At 56.3% G+C, this 14,726-nt stretch carries 14 protein-coding genes and 1 pseudogene; 12 read left to right on the top strand and 3 right to left on the bottom strand.

The genetic code is table 11. The features are described from left to right. Window positions 1-126 precede the first annotated feature (126 nt). From AAC691_RS12535 to AAC691_RS12510, 6 genes are all read left to right on the top strand, one after another. Window positions 127-573, top strand: coding sequence for a MarR family transcriptional regulator (locus AAC691_RS12535; protein ID WP_342627141.1), 447 nt, complete (start codon window positions 127-129; stop codon window positions 571-573). A gap of 84 nt (window positions 574-657) precedes the next feature. Then, window positions 658-2,220, top strand: coding sequence for a hypothetical protein (locus AAC691_RS12530; protein WP_342627140.1), 1,563 nt, complete (start codon window positions 658-660; stop codon window positions 2,218-2,220). Further along, window positions 2,217-3,377, top strand: a complete 1,161-nt coding sequence (locus tag AAC691_RS12525; protein WP_342627139.1) for an HlyD family secretion protein — start codon at window positions 2,217-2,219, stop codon at window positions 3,375-3,377. Before AAC691_RS12530 ends, AAC691_RS12525 begins: the two co-directional genes overlap by 4 nt. Further along, window positions 3,374-4,753 carry an efflux transporter outer membrane subunit gene (locus AAC691_RS12520; RefSeq protein WP_342627138.1) on the top strand — a complete coding sequence of 460 codons (1,380 nt, stop codon included), beginning with the start codon at window positions 3,374-3,376 and terminating at the stop codon, window positions 4,751-4,753. Before AAC691_RS12525 ends, AAC691_RS12520 begins: the two co-directional genes overlap by 4 nt. Before the next feature lie 105 nt (window positions 4,754-4,858). Then, a complete protein-coding gene (locus AAC691_RS12515) occupies window positions 4,859-5,425 on the top strand; it encodes a hypothetical protein (RefSeq protein ID WP_342627137.1) in 567 nt (188 codons plus the stop codon). Between the two features lie 32 nt (window positions 5,426-5,457). Beyond that, window positions 5,458-6,231, top strand: coding sequence for a Crp/Fnr family transcriptional regulator (locus AAC691_RS12510; RefSeq protein ID WP_342627136.1), 774 nt, complete (start codon window positions 5,458-5,460; stop codon window positions 6,229-6,231). Window positions 6,232-6,363: 132 nt separating this feature from the next. On the opposite strand, the gene AAC691_RS12505 is transcribed toward AAC691_RS12510, so the two are convergent. From AAC691_RS12505 to AAC691_RS12495, 3 genes are read right to left on the bottom strand one after another with little or no spacing between them, the layout of a single operon-like run. Further along, window positions 6,364-8,088 (bottom strand): thiamine pyrophosphate-binding protein, encoded by a 1,725-nt coding sequence (locus AAC691_RS12505; RefSeq protein WP_342627135.1) that lies wholly within the window; start codon window positions 8,086-8,088, stop codon window positions 6,364-6,366. Between the two features lie 35 nt (window positions 8,089-8,123). After that, window positions 8,124-8,405 carry a hypothetical protein gene (locus tag AAC691_RS12500; RefSeq protein WP_342627134.1) on the bottom strand — a complete coding sequence of 94 codons (282 nt, stop codon included), beginning with the start codon at window positions 8,403-8,405 and terminating at the stop codon, window positions 8,124-8,126. Window positions 8,406-8,454: 49 nt separating this feature from the next. Then, complete coding sequence (locus tag AAC691_RS12495) at window positions 8,455-10,041, bottom strand: carbohydrate porin (protein WP_342627133.1); 1,587 nt, start codon at window positions 10,039-10,041, stop codon at window positions 8,455-8,457. A 604-nt stretch (window positions 10,042-10,645) separates the two neighbouring features. Here AAC691_RS12495 and AAC691_RS12490 point away from each other — a divergent pair. The 6 genes and pseudogenes from AAC691_RS12490 to AAC691_RS12465 all read left to right on the top strand — a co-directional run. Continuing rightward, window positions 10,646-10,774: pseudogene (locus AAC691_RS12490) on the top strand (IS110 family transposase); the annotation flags it as partial. Window positions 10,775-11,025: 251 nt separating this feature from the next. Continuing rightward, window positions 11,026-11,154 carry a hypothetical protein gene (locus AAC691_RS12485; RefSeq protein ID WP_342627132.1) on the top strand — a complete coding sequence of 43 codons (129 nt, stop codon included), beginning with the start codon at window positions 11,026-11,028 and terminating at the stop codon, window positions 11,152-11,154. Between the two features lie 602 nt (window positions 11,155-11,756). Next, window positions 11,757-12,416, top strand: a complete 660-nt coding sequence (locus AAC691_RS12480) for an aldolase/citrate lyase family protein (protein ID WP_342627131.1) — start codon at window positions 11,757-11,759, stop codon at window positions 12,414-12,416. 78 nt (window positions 12,417-12,494) lie between these two features. Beyond that, window positions 12,495-13,559: a [citrate (pro-3S)-lyase] ligase gene (gene citC, locus AAC691_RS12475; RefSeq protein WP_342627130.1), complete on the top strand. Its 1,065-nt coding sequence runs from the start codon at window positions 12,495-12,497 to the stop codon at window positions 13,557-13,559. Continuing rightward, window positions 13,556-13,852, top strand: coding sequence for a citrate lyase acyl carrier protein (gene citD, locus AAC691_RS12470; RefSeq protein WP_342627129.1), 297 nt, complete (start codon window positions 13,556-13,558; stop codon window positions 13,850-13,852). Before citC ends, citD begins: the two co-directional genes overlap by 4 nt. Continuing rightward, window positions 13,849-14,715: an aldolase/citrate lyase family protein gene (locus AAC691_RS12465; RefSeq protein ID WP_342627128.1), complete on the top strand. Its 867-nt coding sequence runs from the start codon at window positions 13,849-13,851 to the stop codon at window positions 14,713-14,715. The genes citD and AAC691_RS12465 overlap by 4 nt, the downstream gene beginning before the upstream one ends. Window positions 14,716-14,726 lie beyond the last annotated feature (11 nt).

Genomic DNA, 14,726 nt, shown 5'->3' with positions numbered 1-14,726 from the left:
CCACTTCACGATCCTCATTCTCAGATCGACTGCGCGCGCAGGCGCGAAGCCCATCTGTATGCGCCATCTCATTAGCCGGCTTCTCTTCATAGCGGGGCCATCGAACGAAACGGATTACACAGACTGATGCAGAACGGCGGCGACGATACGGCCATCACTCTTGGCCGCATGCTTGCCCAGATTGCCCGGCGCTGGCGCCATATCCTGAACACACGCCTGCTTCCATACGGTTTGACAGATGCGACATGGCAGCCCCTGCTTGAGTTGAGTCGGCAGAACCGTCCCATGAGTCAGCAGGAAATCGCCGACGCACTGCTTCTGGACAAATCATCGGTGGTACGGACATTGCGGGCTCTGGAAGCGCTTGACCTCATCACCCGAATTCCCGATGCAAGGGACGGCAGGGCCTATTGCATCGTCCTGACCGGAACCGGTCATGAACGCATCGAAACCGTACTGCAGGCCGCGTCCGGAATCGAAGAGGAAGTTATCGAAAAACTCGGAAGTCATGGATCGGTAGCAAAAGAGATATTTGGCGAAATTCTCGATATCATCGTCAGGATGAAGCTGTAAACCTTCTTCAATCTAAACATCTTCGTTTCTTTCGTGATTCGTTTATTTGAAATCCGGAAAAAACGTCGCTGAAAAGCCAGGTCAATGTCTGAAGTACCTTCGGATCTTGAACGCCCCCCGCTGCTGGGCGCGCCCTATATCGCGCATCACCCGATGGCGCGCCGTGTGGCCTATATCGGCATGGGCTTCCTCATGCCGATCATCGCATCGACACAGAACGCACTGCTGTCCGGCAATCTTGGCAGTGTTGCGGGGGAAGCCGGGCTGACTATAGCCGAAAGTGAATGGCTGATCGTCGCCTTCGTGGCGGCCGCGGCGTACGCCAATTTGGTCGTCATCAAGGGCCGACAGCAATTCGGAATCATGCGTATCCTTCACTGGCTGCTCGTGGCCAATGTCGCCAGCGGCCTCGTTATGCTTCTGGCCCATGGTTTCATCGGCATGGTCGTCAATCGCGTGACCAATGGCCTGCAGGTCTCCACCAGTGTCGCGGCCGGCGTATACTATTTCATACAGGCCCTTCCAAAATCCCGGAGAGTGCTCGCCATCGCGCTGGCCATCGCCAGCCTCCAACTGGCCAATCCGATCGCGGCCCTGTTTCCCGTGGAGATGCTGACCCATTCCGGCAATAAGGGTTTTGCCTGCCTGTCCACGACATTCGCATCGCTGCAACTGCTGGCGGTGTTGCTTCTACCCTTGCCGAAGACCTATACCGGCCCGGTGATCGGTGCGGTCGACCTGCTTCCGGCCACGCTGTTGAGCATCGTATCGGTGACCCTTGTTGCTGTACTGACGCTCGGCCGCACCCTGTGGTGGACGGACACGCCATGGATCGGCTGGCTTCTCGTCACGATGATCCTGTTTCTTGCGCCGGCCGTCGCCGTCGAACTGTGCCGTACCCGGCCTCTGCTGGAAATGGGATGGCTGTCGACATCGACACTTGTGAAGTTCGTCGTAGTCGCCATCATGGAGCGACTGCTCCTATCGGAACAGGATACCGGTGTCATCGGGCTGTTCACGCATGCGGGCCTGCTCAATGATCAGTTCCATACGCTTTATCTGTGGGTCATCCTCGGTATGGTGTGTGGTATCGCCACCATGGCGTTGACCCTGTCCCCCGGGACCATACCGTTTCAGTGTATCGCGGCACTCGTCGTCATCGCTGTTGCGGCCGCCCTTGACACAGGCAGCAATGCCCAGAGCCGCCCGGTCGATATGTATTTTTCGCAGGCCCTTCTGGGTTTCGGCACGACGTTGTTCGTGGGGCCCGCCCTTCTGTATGACATCATTCTCGTATTCAGATCCGATACCAGCAATTTCATCTCGGCCATTTACGTGTTTGCGATTTCACAAAGCCTTGGAAGTGTCATCGGATCCGCCGTGCTGGGCAGCCTGCAATATCACTATCAACGTTACGCGCTGACGGGCCTCTCCAACCGTCTCGCCGGCTCGGCCTCCACTTCGCTGGACGTCCTTAACCGTGGTGCATCTTCCTTGATCAGCAACCTTTCCGACCAGTCCGCCGTTCTTGGCTATATCAATGTCTTCGGCTTCGTCCGCGATCTTGCCTTCGGCGTCGCAGCCCTGCTTGCACTGTCATTCCTGTGGATGCGGGTTACCAGCCATGCCGCGGGGCGTCCGTCATGACACAGCAAGACGGATCGGCGAGCGGCAGTCAGGACATGGGAAACCCGCCGTCTCCGACCGTTGAATGGCATCCCCCACGGCGGAACGCGATCGTCATTACGATAACGCTGATGCTCGCAGCCATCGCGGTGGCATGCACGCTGTCCGCGTTCGAACTCCCTCCATTCGGCTTTGACGGGGTACGGACGGACGATGCCTATGTGCAGGGTCACGTCACCGTCGTCGCCCCACAGGTACCCGGCTATATCAGACAGGTTCTGGTCGACGACTATGCCCACGTCCGCAAGGGACAGGTTCTCGTTCAGATCGACGAAAGTTCCTATGATGCCCGTGTCGCACAGGCACAGGCGGATGTGGCCAGCCGCGAGGCCACCCTGGCCAATAACCGCCAGAACCAGGCATCGGCCCGTGCGGGGCTGGAACAGCGCGATGCCGCCCTGCAAACTGCCCTTGCCCACCTGGCACAGAGTTCCGCGGACCATCATCGGCAGGAACTGCTGGTCGCCGATCAGACGGTTTCCCGCCGGGACTATGATGCGGGGCTTGCCACACTGCGCTCGGACGAAGCCGCTGTTCGGCAGGCACGCGCGGACCTCAGGGCCGCCGAGACCGCTGTAACGGCAGCGAACGTGGAAGAGCAGGTGCTTCGCGCGATCGTAAGGCAGGCGAAGGCAGCCCTGAATTCCGCCCTGATCGATCTGGATCGCACCCATATCCGTGCCGAAAGCGACGGGGTTATCGGCCGGACCGGCGGCACCCATGTCGGTGCCTATGTCGGTGCCGGTACGGCCCTGTTTTCGCTTGTCCCCGACGAACGCTGGGTGATCGCCGATTACAAGGAAGCGCAGACCAGCCGTATGCGCGTCGGTCAGCATGCAACCTTCACTGTGGATGCCTTGGCCGGGGAGCAATTCAGCGGACATATCACGCGCGTCGCACCGGCAACGGGATCTGAATTCGCGCTAGTCAAACCTGACAATGCAACCGGAAATTTCGTTAAAGTACCACAACGTATCGGTATCTACATCGCCATCGACCCTGGTCAGAAGCTGGCGGAACGACTTGCCCCAGGCATGTCGGTGGAAGTCTTTGTCGCTACACCGTCTGACACGACCGCACACATACCCGACACGTGGGCTGATGGTACCAGACCGTGAAGAAAGCCCGCCATTCATGGTATCTGCCGGCATTGCTGCTTGCATCATGTACGCTCGCCGCCTGTAGCGCCCATGACGAAATCCTGCCATCGGGTTCGGCAGTCATTCCTTCATCCTCCTGGCGTCCGGGACCGAACGGACAGGCCCTGACCGCATCTGTACCGGAACAGTGGTGGAACCGCTTCGGCGATCCTGTGCTGACCAGCCTTGTTGCCCGCGCCGTCCACAATAATCCCGACATGGCGATCGCCGCGGAGCGCGTGATGGAAGCCCGCGCGCAGATGCGCCTCTCATTCAGTGCCGAACTACCGCATGTCGAGGGCAGCGGCATTGGCATCGGGAACGGTCGCTTCAGTACGATGGAATTCAGCCAGTATATTCTGGGTGGCGGCCTGAAGTTCGATACCGACCTGTTCGGACGTCTGCGTGAGCAGACACGGGCTGCAAAGGCCCGGATGCTGGCCAGTGCCGCCGATCGGGACGCAGTGGAACTGGCCCTGATTGGCGATACCGTACGGGCCTATGTCGCGCTTCAGTCGTCCCGTGAGGCCCTGACGATTCTGGAACATACACGTGACGTGCGTGAAGCCGAACGCATCCGGATCGCCCATGAGGTCACTGCGGGCTACGAGAAGCGCAGCTCTGCCGATCAGGCAGATGCCCTGGTCAGCAATGCGCAGGCACAGATCGCAGCCACGAAACTTCAGATCGCACGACAGGAAGATGCCCTGGCGGTGCTGCTGGGGGATATGCCGAATGATATCGATTCGATTGCAACAGACGGCCCGCAACTCGACAATATTCGCTTTCCGCCCGTGATCGAACCCGTTCCGGCACGCGTACTGGCCAACCGGCCGGATCTGGTGGAGGCAGGCGACACCATCATAGCCGCCGATCATTCCCTCCAATCCGCACGGGCAGCCTTCCTGCCCGATATCGTCATCAACCCTGGGATCGGCACGATCGGCGGCAGCAATCCGTTCACCGGAACAGCCTGGGCCCTTGGGGGCAGCATCCTGGCTCCCATCTTCGAAGGAGGCGAATTGCAGGCCAATGAGCGTATTGCCCGATCCCGCCGCAATCAGGCCGCCTGGGCGTACCGCAAGGCCGCCATCGAAGCCTTTCGCGAGGTCGAGGATGCTCTCGCCGGATTGACGCACCTGGCTGAAGAAGAAGAGCAGGTGCAACGCGCACTCTATGACAGGCAGCACACGCTGGCGGATGCTCGAAAGGAATTGCGCACCGGGTATGTCAATTACTTCGATGTCGCGAACTCGGAATATGATATTCTGGAAACGACTTTGCAAAGGGTGCAGATCCGAGCCGCCCGCCTAGGCGAAATCGCGACACTGTATCAGGCGACGGGGGGAAAATAGGCTCGGACGCTCCGGTCACAGGATATCACTGGACCGATCACGGCAATGTTCCCGCCGGGCCTGGCTGACGACAGGTTTCGCCGAGAGACCGGCCCTGCATGTCGTATGGAAAAGACATTTGCACCAACGAAGGGTACATTCATGGCGCCGTGGTTGATAGGCCTTCTAGTCAGCATAGGCTGCACCCTGTTGCATGCCATCGGTATGGGCAGTCTCGAGATGCTGGTCGACAGTCCCTATTTCGCCCTAAATTTTGACTTCAGCAGGCACTGGAAACGTATAACCAAGCAGACGTTCCTCATTACGGTGATCTGTGTGTGCCTTGGCTTCCTGCATATGCTTGAATCGATATCATGGGCGGTTCTTTTCGTATATCTTGGAGCCATACGAAATTGCAGTGACGCGCTTTTCTATTCTTTTGACACGATGTCAACAAGGGGTGTCAGCGGAATCGTCCTTGATCGGCAATGGCGCGTCCTGGGTGCCGTCGAAGCCTGTTCGGGCATGCTCCTCGTCGGGATGTCGACGGCATTCCTTTTCGGAATCTTTCAACGACTGGGCAGAAGCACATGGCGTTCACGCCATCACCTGTCGGGAACGAATGACCGTTCCCCCGAAATATCCTGGCTTCATCCGGCTAGAAAGGATGGACAGAATGGCGTTCCACAGTGATCCGGCAACCTGGACACCGCCAGATATCATCTATGAACCAGTCCCTCTCCATTACCGAGACACACAAGATGGCCCTGCCCAAAGATCGAATCCATATCAACGCCCCGTCCGACCTGCTCAATCCGAAAAACGGCCCCCAGGACCTTGCGCTTAGTCCGGAAGATGAAGATGTATTGAAACGGATCGGACAGCCGCTTGCCTTTCGTTCTGGCGAATGCGTCTTTGGACAAAACGAAAGGTCGGATTACATCTATCTTGTCGAATCCGGTCTGGTCCGGATTTCACATGATCTGGCAAATGGCAAGCGTCAGGTCCTGGCATTCCACTGGTTCGGTGATTTCATCGGACTTTCCGTCGATGGAAAATATGTCAATCGGGCCGATGCCCTGACCGACGTTCAGGCAATCCGTTATAGGATATCCGGCCCAAATGGACTGGTACACGCACAGCCCTCTCTGCAGACGCCCCTTCTTGTGAAAGCCACAGCCGAAATTCGGCTGATGCAAAGGCGCCTGATTGTCATGAGCCATTGCAAGGGAATTGAAAGACTTTCCAGCTTTCTGGTAGAGCTCTGCAATCACGACAGGCCTTATTTCAATCCGGACACGTCGATCCTGAAACTGCCGATGGATCGCATCGACATTGCTGACTACATAGGAACAACGCGCGAGAGCATCAGCCGAAACCTTACCGACCTGACCAAAAAGAGGCTCATAATCCGGATAGACGACAACACATTTAGAATCGACCTTCCGAATCTGAAGAAAATCGCCGCAGCCACATCGACCGGGAATGATCTGCTCTAGTGAGGCCTGGGCGTGGCCTGGGTCGTCTGTCGCATCGGACTGACATTGGTATTCGAGGCCGACATGGTGGCTCCGCTCAGTTCGGGGTGGCGCCGCGGCCATGCGGCTCGCCCGCATGGCCGCGGCTGCAGCTTATTGCGCGGGCGGTCGTGCGTTCGCGGCCGCAACATGGCGACCCCAGGAAATCAGCTCGCTCGTGCAGTCGTCACGCGGAATGACGCATTCGATCAGTGTCGGTCCCTCGGTATTGCCGAGCGCCGTCTTCACTGCCGCCTCAAGCTCGGCCGGGGTAGTCGCGCGCAGGCCGCGCCCCTTCCCGTCTTGCGCATTGAAGCCTTCGATGACGGCCGCGTAGTCCCAGTTCTTGATGTTGTTGTAAGGACCGTCCTGGATCTCGACTTCGATCGTGTAGCCCCCATTGTTGATGAGGAAGATGATGACCGGCAGCTTGCGGCGCGTCATCTGGGCGACTTCCTGCGCGGTGAGCTGGAACGAGCCGTCGCCCACCATCAGGATGTGACGACGCTCCGGGCTGCCCACGGCGTAACCGAACATGGACGGCACTGACCAGCCGATATGGCCCCACTGCATTTCAAGTTCGACGCGCGCTCCGCGCGGCAGCTTCATGCGCATGACGTTGAACCAGCTGTCGCCGGTCTCGGCGAAAATAGTCGTCTCGGGCGTCACGAGGCCCTGCACCGCGGACTGAATGTCAGCGCGGGTCAGTTTCGTTTCGACGGTCGTCCGGGTGATTTCAGATTTCTTCTGGGCAACAGGGGCGTCGGCCATGCCGGATGCGCCGTGGATCCTATCGAACTCGACAAGCGTCGCATTTTTTTTAGGCTTCTCGGCATAGTAGGCGGCAAGTCCTTCGAGTAGATCGGCCAACGCGATATTGTTGAAGCTCTGATCGCCTACTTTCACGACGTTCTTGTCGAGGAGCACCACGTTTGGGCCTTTCGGCCAGGCCGTCCATCCTTCGGTCGAGTAGTCGTTGAAGATCGGGGCGATAGCAATGATGCTGTCGCTCCAGTCGAAGATCTCGCGCACGCCCGCCGAGCTCGCACTTCCCCAGAACGTGCCGACATAGTTCGGATGATCCTCGGGGAAGAAGCTTTTCGCAGCCCCCATGGTCGCCACAACACAGCCCAATGCATCGGCAAGCTTGACGGATACCTCTTCCGCTCCGGCGGCCCGCGTCTTGCTGCCGATCAGCAGGGCAGGCTTTTCGTGAGCGTCCACGAAAGCTGCAACCGACTTGATCGCTGCCTGCAGCGTTGCGCGATCGCTCGGCACATGGCCGATGACCGCACTGATCGGGCCGGGCGTCGTACAAGGCTGACCCGAAACGTTGCAGGAAATTTCGATATAACCTGGCTTTTTCTCGCGCAGGGCCGTGCGGATCACATGGTCGATCTTTTCCGGCGCATCGTGGGCCGACGTGATCGAGACGGCAGCACAGGTGAGCTTTTCCGCGATTTCGAGCTGATAATTGTAATCCGGAAAGCCGATCGTGTGGTGCAGGATATGCCCGCTTCCATAATCGTTGGAGTTGGGAGAACCGGAAATCAGGATGACGGGCAGGTTTTCGGCGTTCGCGCCGCCGATCGCGTTCAGGGCCGAGAAGGCACCGACATTGAAGGTAACGACTGCTGCGGCGGCTCCGTTGGCGCGCGCATAACCTTCGGCCGCGAAGCCGCAGTTTAGTTCATTGCAGCAATAAACCTGTTCAAAAGTAGGGTTTTTCAAGAGCTCATCGAGTAAGGCGAGGTTGTAGTCGCCTGCGACCGCGAAGTGATGCTTGAGGCCGATCTGGGACAGGCGCTCGGCAAGGTAGGTGCCGACTGTATAGGACATGTGCGTAATCCTTGAGTGAACGAAGAAATCTTCGGTCATTGCTGGAAATGGAAATATCGGATGGTCACGCAAACGGTGTTGACACTCGTCTGCGGGTAGACGCTGTTTTCCTCACCATCGTTGCCGTAGAAGGCAAATATCTGGATATGGATGTATTGCGCGCCGCCCATGAGACTACCGCAGTGACCTTCCAGAAAATGCCACCAGTTGCCGGTCGTGAACGCGGCAAGCGTGCGCGTCCGGGCGTTGCAGGTGCCGAATTCGACATCACAGCCGCCCGCAGTGTCCTGCCGGACGACAGGGCGGCTGGACGCCAATGTATAAACCGCCGCAACGATCGATGGCGATGAACACGGTGCTATTTTTTCACAGCAGAATAGATGTTTTGAACCCTACGAAGCTGGCACTTCGCAGATAGCTGGACCCGCCCGGACGGACGAAGTACTCATAATCCGGCGAAAAACGAATACCGCGAAATACGGGTATATTATAGAATACCTCGATGGAATTGGAATCGGACTGCGGACCATAAATATTCTTTCCGGGGGAAAGCCCATCTGAGATCCGAATCTCCTCGCCCCTGCGAAGAGTTGTACTGTAATGATAATATGAAAAAAGAAAACCGAACTGGTCATCCTTTCGTCCCGGTATCGGGCTGGGAGTCAGTAGCCCACCGAATATCTGATCCTGAAACGTCGTAATACTCTGAGTATTATGGACATATCCTCCGAACGCGATAACTCCGCTATATTCAGTATGACCTGTCCGGAACAGCATCTGATCGCCCAGCACCCAGAAACTATCACGATGACGAGGGCCACCCATATGAATCTCGGTAATGCTTTGGGCGGGAATGGTGCCTGCTAGGCTCGGATAACGAACGCTATTATAAGCAAAGCCTACCCGGTAGTGTCCAACCAGACCTTGCCGGCCGATGTAAGGAGTCCACGCATCCTCGACGGGAAGGATAACGCCCTGGGAGCCCGGCTCGAACCAACTCCACCCTGAAATGCCGCCATAATTGGGGCTCACCTGATAGGCGCCGAAAGAGAGATAATTGTCGAGAAATGGTCGAAGGCGAGCGCGTCCTCCCCAGACTGAGTTGGGAGTTGCTTCGAACCCAGCGGCAGTTTTCAGGGCGATGGGCGCCAGGCCGATCGACAAAAATGACGAATAGACAGGGGACGTGGCGAAGTCCATTGCAACCGCCATTCGTCCGACGGCTAGATTTATTCGATGATCAAGAATGTCTTTTTCGATGTAAAAATAACCAAGCTTCGCAATGACATTGTTACCCACGCCATAAACGCCGACGAGATTGAGATCGTGGTCGCCTACCCTGTCATTCGTCAGGCTTCGGCCGGAGCGCTGAAGAATCATCATGTGTGTCGTGAAGCCATCTAAAAATGCCAGATGCGTCAATCGTTTGAGGTCGGTATCAAGCTGAAGCGATAACTGCGCAGCATAATCTCCGCCCCGTTCGCGGCCTCCCGCCACATTCCACATCGGCTCCGACACGTAGGTCAATTGAACATTGATGCCGTGTGACAGAAGAAAGCGGCGTATCGGTGCCATACTTTCGGGCAACAGATGCTGGGGTGGAGAAGGGGTCGCGCCGAAATCGCGCACAATAATAGAGTTTCGATCCTGGCCGTAGTATCCAGGGAGGACGTCCAGTGCCGGAAAATGACGGAAGTACGCGTCATCATCAAGAGCCGCCAGCTCACCATTTGTGCTAGAATACAGATTCACGGGGAGCATCGATTTTAGTCTCGGCACTTTGGATGTTTTTTCCGCGGTCGGCACGGGATTCGCGGGATTAAGTGGGTATTCAGACGCGCCAACCTCGGCCGCTTGTACATTTTGCGCTACAAAAACGTTGATTGTAACAGAGCTCAACAACGCACCCTTAAAAATAAGCAGAAAACTTTTAAGAGAAAGATTTTTGTTCATGAGCGTCAATCTCACACGTTAATATTGGAACGATCTCGTTAAAAGACCACAGCCCCGGACACGGCGAATATGGAGTTAATTTTGCTCGAAGAGTTCTGTTTCCGATTAATTGGTAGAACGGCACGGCCAATAGCCCCATGAGGCGATAGCCGTGCGCTGTATACGCCAGACAATGCGCCATTCCTTCAACATGAGGGAAAGATCTTGATCTTTCATCTCTATGGTCCAGCGCCCGAGTCCGCCCTTCATGATTTCGTATCTTCTCAGATTTTTTTTCCGTAAGACAAATAAATAAGACAAATAAAAACGCATTGCAGGAAAGTACTGGGATTCTGGTTGAGATATCGACGACCTCTTGCGACAAGGGCCTGCTTTTTTTTCCCATGACCCTCGTCCCAACTATCAGCTTCTGTCCGTATCTACTCATGCTATCCAGAGCATAATTTTTCGGTTGTGACATTGACGGGCGTCAACGATGCGTCCGGAGACGCACAAATAGAGTTTGAAGTGAAAGCGCGTGACGATTGAAGTGATGTTGTGGACGGCTCCGGCGGGGAACGTGCGAGGATAAAAGCGCCGCCGTCTACAACGCCGGGAGGCCCTTATGGGAACAATTTCGACGATTGGACTGGATCTGGCCAAGAGTGTTTTCCAGTTACGTGGGATCGACAGCGAGGGAAACATCCTTGTTCGACGTCGCTTGCGACGCAACGAGGTTCTCCGGTTTTTTCAGGTGAACCGCGCCGGGATTGGTGGAGACCTCAACTCTTGAGAGAGTGAGGTCATGACGAGAAAGACGAATTGACCATTGCCACGAGAAGTCAGCGAACGTGCGGTGTGTCCGGTGCTGGAGCAGCAGGACGAGCATGCGACGCAATAGGGAGCAATCAACTGGGTTGCGGCCAAGATCGGCTGCTCGGGGAGACGCTGTGGAATTGGGCGCATAAGGCCGAGCACGACAGCGGAGTGCGGCCTGGTCCGAGCATGGCAGAGATCGAGCGGATCAAGGCCCTTAAGCGCGAGGTCCGCGAACTGCGGCATGCCAATGAGATCGCGCGCAAGGCGTCGGCTTATTTTGCGATGGTGGAGTGCGGGCGTCGACACAAGCCATGATCGCCTTCATGTACCAGCACCGCCGGAAGTATGGGGTCGCCAGCACGCACGGTATGCCCCGTCGACCTGGTATGAGCATGCCGTGCGTGCTGGCGACCCATAGCGATTGCCGCCCCGCGAGCGGCGCGATGCCGGACTGTGCGACGCTATCGAGAGGGTTCATTTGGACGTAATCCAACGGTCTGTGATATCGCGGAAAACCGAGTTCCAGCTCACCGGGCGGGGACAAGCGGCAACCTGCCATAATTTTTACGGCGCGTGACGCCCGTCAATGACACGGCGGGAATTAAATGGAAGGTATGGAACGAGATCGGAGCGAGAGAATTTTCCGGCAGATGGGATCGGCGTTCAGTTCATGCGTTCAATGGCGCTTCCTTAGCGCCTTATCTTAGGGGCTCGCCATGTTAATGCCATCGGCTTATACAGCGATTTTATGCTGACATCAGTGCCATATAGTTTTGTCTTTGGACGATGTACGGTAATTCTCGCGCTATTATTATATTTTGGAGTTGTTTGCGATGAATTCAAGTGTTCCTTGCCGTCCGCAAAGCAGCGAGGTGGTATCGTTACAGGCTCGGTTGCGAGCCTGCCGGAGCTTTTTGTTGACCCCTGCCTCGCATCCGGAGCGCTACGAGACCGGCTATCTCGGCGATGGTGTCATTCTTGATCTGGAGTCGACCGTTCCGCTGGCCGACAAGGATAAGGCTCGCCGCGCCGCCATAGCTTGGCTCGCTCGCTCTGTCGAGGGAAATCCAGTTCGAATCGTCCGGATCAACAGCCCAAGATCAGTTATCGGCTTAAAGGATCTGATTGCGCTTCATGGGGCTGAGTATAAGCCTGATGCCATCATTATTCCCTTATGCAGGACACCGGATGAGGTAGGCGTCGTCGCCGATATTCTTGATGGGCCGCTTTCAACGATCGGCATCATTCCCATGGTGGAGTTGGCGCGAGCCCTGTTCGCGGCCGAACGGATCGCCAACTCCCATGAGCGTGTCAGCGCACTCTTCCTCGGGGGGGGCGATCTGGCGCGGGACCTGCATGCCGATGGCTCGTGGGAGAGCCTGCTTTGCGCCCGCTCGTGCATCGTCGCGGCGGCGGCGACGCGTTCCATCGCGGCGATCGACGTGCCGTATTTTAAATCCGACGAGGCTGGGCTGGCGACGGAAGCAGCCGGAAGTCGCAAGCTAGGCATGACTGCAAAGGCTGCGTTACATGTCGAGCAGATTGCCACCGTCAATGCAATCTTTGCCGCTGAATAGCTTGCTATCGCTTGGGTATCGTAGATGTACAGATTGCAGTCCTGAATTTATTTCTCGTTTTCACGGGTGGAGTGAAATGTGATTGAGAATGTTGCATTCTATTGCGTGTATAACGACGTCGATACTGAAGAAATCGACGAAATTCGTCGATTTCTCAACGACAATGATCTTGATATGGATGATCAGGTTGAAGTATTCGTTGTCGGTCGACGTGAAAACCAGAGCGGCTTGGTCGCATGTGCAGGCTTGGATCATGCGACGATCAAATGCGTGGCTATCGACTCTGGATTGCGTGGAGAAAAGATTAGCTTGACGCTAGGAAGTCGGATCATAGAGGTTGCGGCGTCACGCGGGGTGTTTGATCTGTTTCTTTATTCCTCGCCGAAGAACCGTCTTTTCTTTCGTGGATGGGGATTCTACCCATTGGTTGAAGTCCCTGACATGGTCATGCTCATGGAAAACAGCTCGGTGGCGATTGGGAATTATTGCCGCAAGGTGTGCCGGGACCGACGACCAGGAAAGACAATCGGGGCGATTGTCATGAACGCCAATCCGTTTACGCTTGGTCATCGCAGCTTGGCTATACAGGCCGCTAAGAAATGTGATTGGCTTCACGTATTTCTTGTGCGGGAAGAGGCGTCGATGTTCTCCTATGCCGAACGCCATATGCTTGTTGTCGCGGGGCTGGCGGACATTAAAAATGTTACTATACAGGAAGGCTCCAACTATATCGTTTCTCGGGCGACCTTTCCCGGATATTTCCTGAAGGACAAAGCGCAGGTCGATCGGGGATGGGCGGCGGTAGATCTTCTTCTATTTCGGGAATATATCGGACCCGCCTTGGGTATTACTCATCGCTTCGTCGGCACGGAGCCGTTTGATGCGACCACCCGGCATTACAATACCCAGATGCGGATGTGGTTGCAGGGCGATGCTGGTTTGGGGCCCGACATTGATGTCGTTGAGATTCCGAGGATATCGGTCGATGGCGAGGCGATTTCGGCCAGCGAAGTCAGGGAGCTGATACATAGCGGCAATTTTGCCAGAATTGCGCGCATGGTCCCGAATACGACTCTCGAATTTCTCAGGCAGAAATACGGACGCGCGCATGACGTTGCGTCAACGAAAGAGGTGGTGAAATGAAAATTGTCAAGCCCGCAGTGGCGGGGACACTGGAATCAAGTGACTTGCTCGTCAAAGTTTCACCTGGTGATGGATCGGTGATAGACATCGTGATTCGCAGCGCTGTGGAAAAGCGATTTGGAAAGCAAATCCGCGAGACCGTTTCTAAAACACTGGAGACGTTCTTAGTGAGTTCGGTATCCATCGAAATCGAAGATAAGGGCGCACTTGATTGTGTCATTAAGGCACGTGTACAGGCGGCTATCCTTCGTGGCGCTGAAGCCCCAGAAGTTCCGATGGAGAAGCTGTCATGAAACTTCGACGGAGCATGATGTTCGTGCCGGGCTCTAATGCCAGTATGCTGAGCACGTCTTTTATTTACAAGCCGGATTCGGTGATGTTCGATCTTGAGGACGCCGTTGCCATAGGGGAAAAGGACACAGCAAGACTACTCGTTTTTCAGACATTGCTGCATCCAGCTTACCGTGACATTGAGAGAGTAGTCCGAATCAACGGTTTGGATACAGCGTTCTGGCGAGAAGACCTCGAAGCGGCGGTTCGCGGTCGCGCCGACGTTATCCGCCTTCCCAAGACGGAAAGTGCGGATAACATTCGCGAGATAGAATCCCATGTCGCGGCGATCGAAAAGGCGGCCGGGCGGCCTCTCGGTGAAACGAAGCTGATGGCCGCGATCGAGTCGGCCTCCGGCGTCGTCAACGCGGTAAGCATCGCGACCGCGTCTCCCCGGATGATGGCGATTGCGATTGCCGGGTTCGATTATCTTGTCGATATGCAGACGAAGCGGAGTGGCGGTTCGGAACCCGAGCTCTTTTACGCGAGAGCCGCTGTCCTTCACGCGGCTCGCGCCGCTCACATAGCCGCGTATGATGTCGCTTACGGAAATGTGGATGATGATGAGGGATTTCTGCGCGAGGTAATGATTGCCAAGCAGCTGGGATTCAATGGCAAGTCACTGATCCATCCTCGACAGATCGCTCTCTTGCACAAGGCGTATGCACCCACGGTGGCGGAGCTTGACTATGCGAAGCGCGTTCTCGCCGCGGCATCGCAGGCGCAGGCAAGGGGGCTGGGAGTCGTTTCGCTCGATGGCAAGATGATTGATCCGCCGGTGATTCACGAGGCCGAAGCCGTTCTTCAACGTGCGGTGGCTGTCTGAGTTCGGTGTAA

Origin of the sequence: Nguyenibacter vanlangensis (genome assembly GCF_038719015.1) — a bacterium.
Taxonomy (GTDB): Bacteria; Pseudomonadota; Alphaproteobacteria; order Acetobacterales; family Acetobacteraceae; genus Gluconacetobacter; species Gluconacetobacter vanlangensis.
This window is presented reverse-complemented; position numbering and strand designations above follow the sequence as displayed.

Coding starts and splice junctions, on each gene's coding strand:
- AAC691_RS12465 (WP_342627128.1), top strand. CDS start 13,849: ATGAAACTTCGACGGAGCATGATGTTCGTGCCGGGCTCTAATGCCAGT.
- AAC691_RS12535 (WP_342627141.1), top strand. CDS start 127: ATGCAGAACGGCGGCGACGATACGGCCATCACTCTTGGCCGCATGCTT.
- citD (WP_342627129.1), top strand. CDS start 13,556: ATGAAAATTGTCAAGCCCGCAGTGGCGGGGACACTGGAATCAAGTGAC.
- AAC691_RS12525 (WP_342627139.1), top strand. CDS start 2,217: ATGACACAGCAAGACGGATCGGCGAGCGGCAGTCAGGACATGGGAAAC.
- AAC691_RS12505 (WP_342627135.1), bottom strand. CDS start 8,088: ATGTCCTATACAGTCGGCACCTACCTTGCCGAGCGCCTGTCCCAGATC.
- AAC691_RS12495 (WP_342627133.1), bottom strand. CDS start 10,041: ATGAACAAAAATCTTTCTCTTAAAAGTTTTCTGCTTATTTTTAAGGGT.
- AAC691_RS12485 (WP_342627132.1), top strand. CDS start 11,026: ATGGCAGAGATCGAGCGGATCAAGGCCCTTAAGCGCGAGGTCCGCGAA.
- AAC691_RS12510 (WP_342627136.1), top strand. CDS start 5,458: ATGAACCAGTCCCTCTCCATTACCGAGACACACAAGATGGCCCTGCCC.
- AAC691_RS12530 (WP_342627140.1), top strand. CDS start 658: ATGTCTGAAGTACCTTCGGATCTTGAACGCCCCCCGCTGCTGGGCGCG.
- AAC691_RS12515 (WP_342627137.1), top strand. CDS start 4,859: ATGGAAAAGACATTTGCACCAACGAAGGGTACATTCATGGCGCCGTGG.